Below are 11351 nucleotides of genomic sequence, written 5' to 3'. Positions count from 1 at the left end.
GCTCGGCCCCGGACCGGGGACCGGCGACGGGCAGCCGCCGACGGACGGCACCATCGCCATCCGCGCCATGCGACGGGGCGTCACCCCCGGCCGTGGCGAGGGAATCGGGTCGGGTCTGGGATCAGGTACGGACCGCCCGGACGCCGGCCGGGCCCTTGGCGGCCCCGGGGCCCCCGGCGCCGGGACACCGCAGCCGCCCGTCGACAGCACCGTGACCATCCGCGCCCTGCGCGCGGCGCGCCGCGCCAAGGACGACGACAGCGGCGCCGAGAGCGCGGACCGTACGGCACAGCCCGACGGCACGCTCGCGATCCGCTCCCAGTCGAGCCCCACCCGTACGGGCGCCCCGGGGCCCGCCAGGCCCGCGCCCACCCCGCCGCAGCAGATCCCCGGGCAGACACAGCAGCCGCAACAACCCCAGCAGCCGCAGCAGTTCCAGCAGCCCCACCGCCCGGCCCCCGCCGTCGGCCCGGGCCCCGGCCCGACGCCATGGGCCCAGCAGCCCGTACAGCGGGAACGCCCCTTCGGGCAGGACCGGAACGACGCGCCGGACCAGCCCGTCGTGCCGTGGAAGCCCCCGGCCAACGACCCGTTCCTCGCGATGGCCGAGGCCCAGACGTCGGCGAGGCCCGCCGCCCTCGGCAAGCGGTTCGCCGCCCGGCTGATCGACACGGTCGTCCTCGGCGCGATCGTCGGCGCCGCGGCCCTGCCGCTGATCTCCAAGGTCAGGACCCATATCGACGGCAAGATCGACGCGGCCGAGCAGAGTGGCAGGACGGTCACCGTCTGGCTGCTCGACTCGACGAGCGCCGGCTGTCTCGGCGCCGTACTCGCCGCGTTGCTGATCGCCGGTGCGCTGTACGAGGCGCTGCCCACCGCCAAGTGGGGCCGCACGCTCGGCAAGAAGATCTGCGGGCTCGAAGTGCGGGACATCGAGTCCGGCCAGTCGCCGTCCATCGGCGCGGCGCTCCGCCGCTGGCTGCTCTACAGCGTGCTCGGGGTGCTCGTCGTGGGTGTCGTCAATGTGCTGTGGTGCCTGATCGACAAGCCCTGGCGGCAGTGCTGGCACGACAAGGTGGCGCGTACGTTCGTGGCCGGCTGACGCTCCCGGGCCCGCCGGACGTACCGGGGCCGGGGCGTTCCGCCGAACGGCGGGCGATCCGTTGCGGCCCCCTGTCCGGCGCGGTGCACTGCCCCCATGAGTAACGATCAGCCGCCGCCGGGGCAGCCGCCTCCGGAGGACGACGACCCCTTCCGCAAGAGGCCGCGAGGGCCGGGCGAACCCTTGCAGGACCCCGTGAACGGCTCCAGCGGGGCCCCCGGCCAGGGACCCGGCTCGGATCCCGGCCCTGGATCCGGTTCTGGTCCCGGCTCAGATCCCGGCCCTGGTGCCGGCCCTGGTCCCGGCTCGGGCCCAGGCTCTCCGTACGGCGACGGCCGCGGCAATCCGCCGCCCGCCCCGCCGTACGATCCGAACGCCTACGGAGGCGACCCCTACGGCGGCGGTACGGACCCCCTCGCCGGAATGCCGCCGCTCCCGACCTTCGCCAGACGGCTGCTGGCGCGGGTGATCGACGCGGTGGTCGTTTTCATCCCGCTGGTGATCATCTCCCTGATCTTCGGCGGCTTCCGGATGTCGGACAGCAACGACGAGTGGAACGGCTTCCCCGATCAGGTGAATACGGGATGGCAGTGGGGCTGGACGCTCATCTCGCTTGTCGCGTACGTCGGATACGACACCGTGATGATCAGTAAGAACGGTCAGACGCTCGGCAAGCGCTGGCTGGGTCTGCGCGTCGGGATGCTGAACAACGGCGCCGTACCCCCGACGAACGCCTCCCTGGTGCGCGCCGCCGTCCTGTGGGTGCCCGCGCTGCTGGTCTGCTACTGCGTCTGGTGGCTCGTCATCGCCGTGACGATCCTGGTCAGCCGCCCGTACAAACAGGGATGGCACGACAAAGCGGCGAGAACGGTCGTGGTCACGGCCCGCCGGTGATCCGTCAGCGGCGCAGCGAGGGCTGGCCGACCCGGGTTTCGGTGGCCGTGTGCGGGCGCTGTCCCGGCAGCCGGGCCGACTCCGGAGCCCCCATGGAGGCGGTGGTCCCCGGCTTCGTATCCGGTGTCCTTCGCCGTCCCGCCTTCGTCCTGCGTGGCATCGACACGGTCACGGCGACCAGCAGGCCCAGCGCGAGCGCCGCTATACCGATCACGGCGATCCCGAGGCCGGCGGTGGTGCCCGAGAGCAGCAGCATCACGAGGGTCGAACAGACGACCGTGGCGGAACCGTAGGCGAACTGTGCGGCAGTCGGACGCGGCATGGCGGATTCCGTCCCTCGGAACATCTGTACCGGTGTCGATATCGGGTGTCTCGCGTATCTCGCACGCAGGTCGCTCCGAGCGACCCTACGACGGGGGATGCCCGGGCCGCACCGGTAGTAAGCGTGGCCTAACCCACGGTGCCGGTGCACAGGGGGCGCATCGAGTCACGCGCCCCCTCCGGACAGCCGTTCGGTGCGCCGGTCGGCGGGCGGGCGAGTGGCCGGATCGGTCACCGGATCAGCGCGGATCGAGGTCCGGACCGGCCTCCGGGGAACCGGAATCGGCCGCTTCATAATGCAATTGCTATGTACAAGTCAAGACTGTCTTTTCTTCTTCAACTCCGGTCAAATAGCGCCACTTATGTCGCGCAACGCGCGTGGATCCCCATACCCCCGGTTCCGCGGACGGCGAGCGCGGGGGAAGGACAGCATCAAGTGATCAGAAATCGACGGGCGAAGAGAGTGTCCGCGGTGCTCGTGGCCCTTGCCGCGACCGCCGCGACGGCCTCCGCCTTCACATCGGCCCAGGCCGAGGACAACCACACGTCCGGCCATCCGGTCGTCGAGCGCCGCGATCCGGCGCCCGAGAAGGGCCAGGTCGACCATGACCTGGACGGCCCGTTCAGCAAGAAGCAGGCCGCTGAGCGCAAGGCGGCGCTGGAGCAGGTCGTCTCCGGCAAGGCCAAGATGGAGAAGCACGGCGGCTCCCAGGTGGTGAAGCTCGGCAACAAGAAGTACGTCGAGCTGGACCGGGAGAAGACCGACAAGATCTTCACCATCCTCGTGGAGTTCGGCGACCAGGTCGACGACACCACGATGTACGACCCGGACGGCCCCACCGGACCCAAGCCGCCGGTCAAGGAGTACGGCGGCACACCGGGCCCGCAGCACAACGAGATAGCGGAGCCCGACCGCAAGGTCGACAACTCCACGGACTGGCAGGCTGATTACAACCAGCAGCACTTCCAGGACCTCTACTTCGGTGAGGGCAAGGACAAGAAGGGCCAGCAGACCAACTCGCTGAAGACCTACTACGAGAAGGCGTCCTCCGGGCGCTACTCGGTCGACGGTGAGGTCAGCGCCTGGGTCAAGGTCCCCTACAACGAGGCCCGTTACGGCTCGAACTACTGCGGCGACACCAACTGCGTCAACGTCTGGGACACCGTCCGCGACGGCGTCACCGCCTGGGCCGCCGATCAGAAGGCGGCCGGCAAGACCGACGCCGAGATCAAGGCGGACCTCTCCGCGTACGACCAGTGGGACCGCTACGACTACGACGGTGACGGCAACTTCAACGAGCCCGACGGCTACATCGACCACTTCCAGCTCGTGCACGCGGGCGAGGACGAGTCGGCCGGCGGCGGCGTCGAGGGCGAGAACGCCCTGTGGGCGCACCGCTGGTACGCGTACGGCACGGACACCGGCAGTACGGGTCCCGCCGACAACAAGTCCGGCGGCACGCAGATCGGGAACACCGGCATCTGGGTCGGCGACTACACGATGCAGCCGGAGAACGGCGGCCTGGGTGTCTACGCCCATGAGTACGGTCACGACCTGGGCCTGCCCGACAACTACGACACCGCGGGCGGCGAGAACTCCACGTCCTTCTGGGACTTGATGTCCTCGGGCTCCTGGCTCGGCACCGGCAAGAACGCGATCGGCGACCTGCCGGGCGACATGACCGCCTGGGACAAGCTGCAACTGGGCTGGCTGAACTACGACACGGCCAAGGCGGGCACCAAGTCGACCGCCAAGCTGGGCGTTTCGGAGTACAACACCAAGAACCCGCAGGCACTCGTCGTCGACCTGCCCGCCAAGGAACAGACCACGACTGTGGTGAAGCCCGCCGAGGGCTCCCAGCAGTGGTGGAGCGGGATGGGCGACAACCTCAAGAACACACTGACCCGTTCCGTCGACCTGACCGGCAAGTCGAAGGCGTCGCTCGACCTCCAGGCCTGGTGGGAGATCGAGACCGGTTACGACTACCTGTACGCGGAGGTGTCGACCGACGGCTCCAACTGGACGCCGGTGGACGGCACGGTGGACGGCGCTCCCGTCCCGCGTGACGGCAGCGACAAGCCGGCGCTGACCGGCGACTCCGGTGCGTACAAGACGCTTTCGTACTCGCTGGACGCGTACGCGGGCAAGAAGGTCGACATCCGCTTCCGCTACCAGACGGACGGCGGCGCGGGCGGCAGGGGCTTCGCCGCCGACACCATCAGCGTGAACGCCGACGGCGCCCCGCTCTTCACCGACAACGCCGAGGTGGACGACGCGGGTTGGACCGCGAAGGGCTTCTCGCGCATCGGTGAGTCCTTCACCAAGGACTACGCGCAGTACTACATCGTCGAGAACCGGCAGTACGTCAGTTACGACACGACGCTCAAGACCGGCCCCTACAACTTCGGCTTCACGGAGCCGAAGGACGCGTGGGTCGAGCACTACCCGTACCAGAACGGCATGCTCGTCTGGCTCTGGGACACCTCGCAGAAGGACAACAACACGAGCGTCCACCCGGGCCAGGGTCTGATCCTGCCGGTCGACGCCCACGCCAAGCCGCTGAAGTGGGCGGACGGCACCGTGATGCGCAACAGGATCCAGGCGTTCGACTCGGCGTTCAGCCTGTGGCCGACGCCGTCGTTCACGCTGCACAACGCGGACGTCCCGACGCGCGTCAAGCCGCAGCTCGGCGCGGCCGCCTTCGATGATCACAAGGGCGTCTACTGGGACGCCGGCAACCCCGGCGGCAGCGTCAAGGTAACTGACACCCACACCAGGATCAGCATCGCCGACCAGCCGATCGACGGCTCGACGCTGACGGTCAAGGTGGGTCCCGCCGCCAAGTAATCGCACATTATCGCAGGTCAGCGCGGAATCGGCCGTCGCCCTCTAGCGGGCGGCGGCCGATCGTGTTTGAGTGCGTCCTACGATTCTCTTATTGACACGACGTCTCACGGGGGAGATGAACGACATGGCAGGTGGAGGCTTCAGCAAGCTCCCGAACGGCAAGGTGGTGGTCGCTGTGACCCTGCCGAGACCGGCGACCGAGGGCGGTACGGTCCGCGTCCTGGTCCTCGCCGCGAACCGGGCCCGCGCCCTGACCAGGCTGCGGAATCTGGGGCTGCGGGCGGTCTATCTCCGCGGCAACGCGGAGCCGCCGACACCGGACGAGGTGACGGCTGTCCTGCACCACCCGGACGGTCTGCTCTGGCGGACCACACCGGAGTGTGTGGAGGAGCTGTGGCAGCCGATACGGACGCTGCTGCGGCCCCGGAGTCCCGCCGGTGGAGCCGGGGCGCCGTGGGCACCCGGGACGCGCTCTGCCGGGCGTACACCGGGCCTCGCAAGGCCTCCGGGCCAGAGCTCCTGGTCGGGGCTGCGGGTCAGACCCGTCGGCCCGAGGTAGGTCCGACGTAGGCCCCAGGTAGGCCCGAGCGGTCCCGGGCTCCCGGGGGAGGCCCGGCGTGCCGGGAGCGTCCTGGGCGACGTACGTCACATTTCGCGCCTGTCACATCCCGCCGAGCTGTTCCGTCAGTGCTGTGTGACCAACGGCAACGACACCAGCGACAGCACGGCAGGGGAGCTCACCATGGACGCCCGTTTGAACCTCTTCGGCAACCAGGACGTGGCCAAGATCCTGGGCCACATCGCCTCGGCGGGCAGGATCGTCTCGAAGTCGGCGCTGCCGGCCGAGACGCAGGCACTGGTGGAGATCCGCGCCAGCCAGATCAACGGCTGCGGCTTCTGCACCGACATGCACACCAAGGAGGCCGCCCACGCCGGGGAGACCTCGGCGCGTCTCAACCTGATCGCGGCCTGGCGGGAGGCCACGGTCTTCACCGAGGCCGAGCGCGCCGCCCTGGAGCTGACCGAACAGGGCACGCGCATCGCCGACGCGGCCGGCGGCGTCTCGGACGAGGCCTGGGCGAACGCCGCCAAGCACTACGACGAGGAGCAGCTCGGCATCCTCGTCTCGCTCATCGGCCTGATCAACGTCTTCAACCGCGTGAACGTCATGGTCCGGCAGCCCGCCGGCGACTACCAGGTCGGCCAGTTCGGATAACCCGGTCACGAGGAGCAGCGGTCCGGACCCGGGGCGTGACACCCGATACGCCCCGGTCCGGCACCCGGCAGCGGGCGGGCTCGTTAGCCCCTGTCGGTGGAGGACGGTGACGAGGGCGCCGTGCCGTCGCCCGCCCTGCGGGGCGCCCGGAGGGTGGGGGCGGCACCGGCCGCCGGGAAGGGCGGCGGCACCTTGCCGGTCAGCTCGACGCCCGCCGCGCGCATCTCCTCCAGCGCGGCGGCCGTCGTCTCCACGGCGACACCCGCCGTCAGGTCGAGCGCCACCTCTGTGACAAATCCCTCACGGGCCGCGTCCAGCGCCGTCGCCCGTACGCAGTGGTCCGTCGCGAGACCGACCACGCGGACGTCGGTGATCCCGTGCTGCCGCAGCCAGTCGCCGAGCCCGACGCCGTTCTCGTCGAGGCCCTCGAAGCCGCTGTACGCCCCGGAGTACCCACCCTTGTCGAAGACGGCGTCGATCGCGCCCGAAGCGACGGCCGGCGCGAAGTTCGGGTGGAAGCCCGCGCCCTCCGTACCGGCGGCGCAGTGCACCGGCCAGGTGTGGACGTAGTCGGGGACGGCCGGCGGTCTCGCGAAGTGGTCGCCGGGGTCGATGTGGTGGTCGCGGGTGGCGACGACATGGCGGTACTCGCCGGCCGAGTGGCCTATCTGCTCGGTGATCGCGGCGGCGACATCGGCGCCACCCGACACCGCGAGGCTGCCGCCCTCGCAGAAATCGTTCTGAACGTCGACGACGATCAATGCGCGATACATGGCGGGACCCCTTCGAAAAGAGCGGCTGACGACTCGGTGGAGCGGTAGTCGGGGGATTTGTTGTGGTTTCGCGTGTAGATGGGATCAACCACCTTACGAGAGGGGGTATTTGACAGCTATGGGGTGCTGTGGATGCATTCCCGGGCGCCCCGCGTTCATGCGCGCCGGACATGCTCACCCGGGGGCCGGCCCCCCCACAGGTCACCGGGGCGCGCCCGGCCCGTCTTCAGATGTGGATCGCTCAGATGTACTCGGTCGGGATGACCGGTTCTCCCCGCGAGAGCTGGATCGCCGACATCGGCAGTCCGGCGCGGGCGGCGATGTGCCGGTCCCGTACGGCTTCCAGCGGCTCGCGCGCCACCACCTCGCCGCCCTTGACCAGCTCCACCAGGAGCTGCCGGTCCAGCAGTTCGGGCGGTACGGCGCCGGTACCGATCACCTCGGCCTCCGCGTGTCCGCTCGCGTCGAGCCGCCGCGCCGCCCACTTGCGGCCGCCGACCGACGTCTTCCCGCCGAGCGCCTTCTTCGCCACCGGCTGCAGCGGCGCCTTCGGATCGGCGGACTGCGCGCGGGCGACGACCTTGTAGACCATCGAGCAGGTCGGGTGACCGCTGCCGGTGACGAGCTGCGTACCCACGCCGTACGCGTCGACCGGCGCCGCCGCCAGCGAGGCGATGGCGTACTCGTCCAGGTCGGAGGTGACGATGATCCTGGTGTTGACGGCGCCCAGCTCGTCGAGCTGCTGGCGCACCCGGTGCGCGACCAGCAGCAGGTCACCCGAGTCGATCCGGACGGCGCCCAGATCCGGCCCCGCGACCTCCACCGCCGTCTTCACGGCCTCGGCCACGTCGTACGTGTCGATCAGCAGCGTCGTACCCCGGCCGAGCGAGTCGATCTGCGCCCGGAAGGCGTCGCGCTCGGTGTCGTGCAGCAGGGTGAAGGCGTGCGCGCTCGTGCCCACCGTGGGGATGCCGTAACGGAATCCGGCGGCCAGGTCGGAGGTCGTGTCGAAGCCCCCGACGTACGCGGCGCGCGAGGCGGCGACCGCCGCCAGCTCGTGGGTACGCCGCGCGCCCATCTCCATCAGCCCGCGCCCGCCCGCCGCCGCCGACATCCGGGATGCCGCGGCCGCGATGGCCGAGTCGTGGTTGAGGATGGAGAGAATCACGGTCTCCAGCAGGACGCACTCGGCGAAGCTGCCCTCGACGCGCAGGATCGGCGAGCCGGGGAAGTACACCTCGCCCTCCGGATACCCCCAGATGTCCCCGCTGAAGCGGTACGAGGCGAGCCAGGCGAGCGTCGCCTCGTCCACGACGGACTGCTCCCTGAGGAAGCCCAGCACGTCGGCGTCGAACCGGAAGTTCTCCACGGCGTCCAGTACGCGCCCGGTGCCCGCGACAACTCCGTATCGGCGCCCCTCGGGCAGCCGCCGGGTGAAGGCCTCGAAGACGCAGCGGCGATCGGCCGTGCCGGCCTGAAGTGCCGCCTGGAGCATGGTCAGCTCGTACTGGTCGGTGAAGAGCGCGGTCGACGGCACGTCCACCGGGAGCCCAAGGTCCGGAGTGTTCATATGAAAGATGCTACCCCCAATACTCGTCAGAGTGACGATTTCTAGGGGTCCGTTTGTGCGACGGGGCCCCACGGGTGGCAGCATGGTCCTGTGAAGCTGTGAAAACGCGGCGTACACAGCCCCGGGCCCCGGTAGAGAAGAAGGTCGTCCCGAACCGTGAGTGTTGCTCCGACTGAAGTCGAACGCCCCGAATCGGCCGAGGAGACGTATCTCGTCCCGGAGCCCGACGTCCCCTGGCTCACGATCGTGCACAACGACCCGGTCAACCTCATGAGCTACGTGGCGTACGTCTTCCAGACCTACTTCGGCTATTCGAAGGACAAGGCGAACAAACTGATGCTCGACGTCCATCACAAGGGCCGCGCCGTCGTCTCCAGCGGCAGCCGCGAGGAGATGGAACGCGACGTGCAGGCGATGCACGGCTTCGGGCTGTGGGCGACACTCACGCAGGACCGCGACTGATGGCCGGGCAGTTCGAGGCCGTCCCCGGCGGCGGCGCCGCCGTCGCGCTCGACGAGGTCGAGATCTCCATCCTCCGCTCCCTCGCCGTACAACTCCTGGAACTCATCGGCCCCGCCGACGAGCCGGCCAAGGGCGAGGACCCGCTCGCCGCGCTCTTCCCCTCCGACGGCCCCACCGAACCACCCGCCGACCCCGCCCTCGCCCGGCTCTTCCCGAACGCCTACGGCGACAGCGACGACGAGGAACTGCGCGACTACTCCTCGGAGTTCAGGCGCTTCACGGAGAACGACCTGCGCAGCCGCAAGCGCGAGGACGGCGTCGCCGTCGTCCGGAGCCTCGACCGGCTCTCCGCCGCGGACAAAGGCGGCGCCGTCCTCGAACTCACCCCCGACGACGCCCGCCACTGGCTCGGCGCGCTCAACGACCTGCGCCTGACCATCGGCACCCGCCTCGACGTCGCCGACGAGGACGAAAGCGGCGAACTCTACCGCCTGCCGGACTCCGACCCCCGCAAGCCGATGGTGATGGCGTACCTCTGGCTGGGCGCGCTCCAGGAGTCCCTGGTCGAAACCCTGACGCCCTGACAGGACCCCCGCGCCGAACCCCCGGACCTGGCCGTTCCCCGTGATACATGTGGGCCCGCGATGTCCCGGGGGGATCGGCGAAAGGGCGTACGAGCATGACCTCCCCACGGGTCGGGCAGCACCCGGCGGACGACGGAGCCTTTGACAGCAAGGCCGGGATCAAACCGCCCGAGGAGGGCTACGAGCGCGGGCTCGGCAGCCGCCAGATCCAGATGATCGCGATCGGCGGCGCGATCGGCGTCGGCCTCTTCATGGGCGCCGGGGCGAACATCGCCAAAGCAGGACCGAGCATCATCCTCATGTACGCCCTCGCCGGCGTCGTCATCTTCTTCATCATGCGCGCCCTCGGCGAACTGCTCCTCTACCGCCCGGTCGCCGGCTCCTTCGCCGACTACGCCCGCGAATTCCTCGGCCCGTTCTTCGGCTACGCCACCGGCTGGACGTACTGGCTGAACTGGGTCGTCACCGGCATGGCCGAACTGACGGCCGCCGCGATCTACATCCACTTCTGGTTCCCCGCCGTCCCGCAGTGGTTCAGCGCCCTGGTCTTCCTCGTCGCCCTCTTCGGCATCAACCTGATCTCGGTCAAGATCTTCGGCGAGGTCGAGTTCTGGTTCTCGATGGTCAAGGTCACCGCCATCATCGGCATGATCGTCATCGGCCTGGGCGTCCTCACCCTCGGCTTCTCAGCCGCGGGCCCCACCGCCACCCCCGCCAACCTCTGGGCCCACGACGGCTTCTTCCCCCGGGGCATCGGCTCCAGCCTGATGACCCTCCAGGGCGTGATGTTCGCCTACGTGGCCGTCGAACTGGTCGGCGTCACAGCGGGCGAGTCCACCAACCCCAAGAAGACCCTCCCCAAGGCCATCAACACACTGCCCTGGCGCATCGTCATCTTCTACGTGGGCGCGCTCACGGTGATCCTCGCAGTGGTGAAATGGACCGAATTCTCCGCGGGCACCAGCCCGTTCGTCTACGCCTTCCAGAAGATGGGCATCCCCCTGGCGGCCGGCATCGTCAACTTCGTCGTCCTCACCGCCGCGCTCTCCTCCTGCAACTCGGGCATGTACTCCACGGGCCGCATGCTCAGAGGCCTGGCCACCAACAAAGAAGCCCCAGCGGCCTTCGGCCGCCTCAACTCCCGCAAAACCCCGGCGCTCGGCATCCTCGTCTCAGCCACCCTCATGGGCACCGGCGTGGTCCTCAACTACTTCGTCCCCGAAAAGGCGTTCGCCTACGTCACCTCGGTGGCCACCACGGCGGGCATCTGGACCTGGATGACGATCCTGGCCAGCCACATCCAATACCGCCGAGCGGTAGTGGCGGGCCGCCTGAGAGCATCCTCGTTCCCGGCGCCCGGAGGCTCGGTGTGCAGTTGGATCGCGATGGCGTTCCTGCTCCTGGTCACAGTCCTGATCGCACTGGACCCGCAGACAAGGGTGAGCCTGTACGTATGGGCAATCTGGGCGACGGCGCTGACGCTGGGTTGGCAACAGGTAAAGCGACCGGTATCGGCGTAAACGGTCAGTTTCGCTGACGCGGTTGTGGTGCGCGGCCGTGGGTTGCGGTTGTCGCCGGGGG

The 11351-nt window shown here is 69.4% G+C and carries 9 protein-coding genes and 2 pseudogenes; 8 read left to right on the top strand and 3 right to left on the bottom strand.

What is annotated here, in order from left to right; all coding sequences use genetic code 11:
* Both QR77_RS12920 and QR77_RS49980 read left to right on the top strand, forming a co-directional pair.
* Positions 1-1102, top strand: a 1102-nt coding sequence (locus QR77_RS12920; protein ID WP_040021800.1) for an RDD family protein, incomplete at its 5' end; no start/stop codon positions are given.
* Positions 1103-1525: 423 nt separating this feature from the next.
* Entirely contained in the window at positions 1526-1996 is a 471-nt protein-coding gene (locus tag QR77_RS49980; RefSeq protein ID WP_347359778.1) for an RDD family protein, read from the top strand.
* A 4-nt stretch (positions 1997-2000) separates the two neighbouring features.
* Here the strand turns inward: QR77_RS49980 and QR77_RS12910 are convergent, their stop codons facing one another.
* A complete protein-coding gene (locus tag QR77_RS12910; RefSeq protein WP_040021796.1) occupies positions 2001-2318 on the bottom strand; it encodes a hypothetical protein in 318 nt (105 codons plus the stop codon).
* Positions 2319-2753: 435 nt separating this feature from the next.
* Between QR77_RS12910 and QR77_RS12905 the strand changes: the two genes are divergently transcribed.
* The 3 genes and pseudogenes from QR77_RS12905 (at position 2754) to QR77_RS12895 (ending at position 6381) form a co-directional block, all read left to right on the top strand.
* On the top strand, positions 2754-5165 hold the full coding sequence (locus QR77_RS12905; RefSeq protein WP_107068923.1) for an immune inhibitor A domain-containing protein: 2412 nt from the start codon (positions 2754-2756) through the stop codon (positions 5163-5165).
* 124 nt (positions 5166-5289) lie between these two features.
* A pseudogene (locus QR77_RS12900) lies at positions 5290-5601 on the top strand (hypothetical protein); the annotation flags it as partial.
* Between the two features lie 306 nt (positions 5602-5907).
* Positions 5908-6381, top strand: a complete 474-nt coding sequence (locus tag QR77_RS12895) for a carboxymuconolactone decarboxylase family protein (RefSeq protein WP_040027811.1) — start codon at positions 5908-5910, stop codon at positions 6379-6381.
* 191 nt (positions 6382-6572) lie between these two features.
* On the opposite strand, the pseudogene QR77_RS12890 reads toward QR77_RS12895, so the two are convergent.
* Positions 6573-7154, bottom strand: a pseudogene (locus QR77_RS12890) (isochorismatase family protein); the annotation flags it as partial.
* 241 nt (positions 7155-7395) lie between these two features.
* Positions 7396-8724, bottom strand: a complete 1329-nt coding sequence (locus tag QR77_RS12885) for a nicotinate phosphoribosyltransferase (protein ID WP_040021792.1) — start codon at positions 8722-8724, stop codon at positions 7396-7398.
* Positions 8725-8880: 156 nt separating this feature from the next.
* Between QR77_RS12885 and clpS the strand changes: the two genes are divergently transcribed.
* The 3 genes from clpS to QR77_RS12870 all read left to right on the top strand — a co-directional run bounded on the left by clpS (position 8881) and on the right by QR77_RS12870 (position 11290).
* Positions 8881-9186 (top strand): ATP-dependent Clp protease adapter ClpS, encoded by a 306-nt coding sequence (gene clpS / locus QR77_RS12880; protein ID WP_040021790.1) that lies wholly within the window; start codon positions 8881-8883, stop codon positions 9184-9186.
* A complete protein-coding gene (locus QR77_RS12875; RefSeq protein WP_040021788.1) occupies positions 9186-9770 on the top strand; it encodes a DUF2017 domain-containing protein in 585 nt (194 codons plus the stop codon). The genes clpS and QR77_RS12875 overlap by 1 nt, the downstream gene beginning before the upstream one ends.
* Before the next feature lie 212 nt (positions 9771-9982).
* Entirely contained in the window at positions 9983-11290 is a 1308-nt protein-coding gene (locus QR77_RS12870) for an amino acid permease (RefSeq protein WP_236711102.1), read from the top strand.
* The last annotated feature ends 61 nt before the right edge of the window (positions 11291-11351 follow it).

The sequence above is a fragment of the Streptomyces sp. 150FB genome, assembly GCF_000818195.1.
GTDB lineage: Bacteria > Actinomycetota > Actinomycetes > Streptomycetales > Streptomycetaceae > Streptomyces.
The sequence above is the reverse complement of the archived record's forward strand: the minus strand, read 5'-3'. Positions and strand labels throughout refer to the sequence as shown.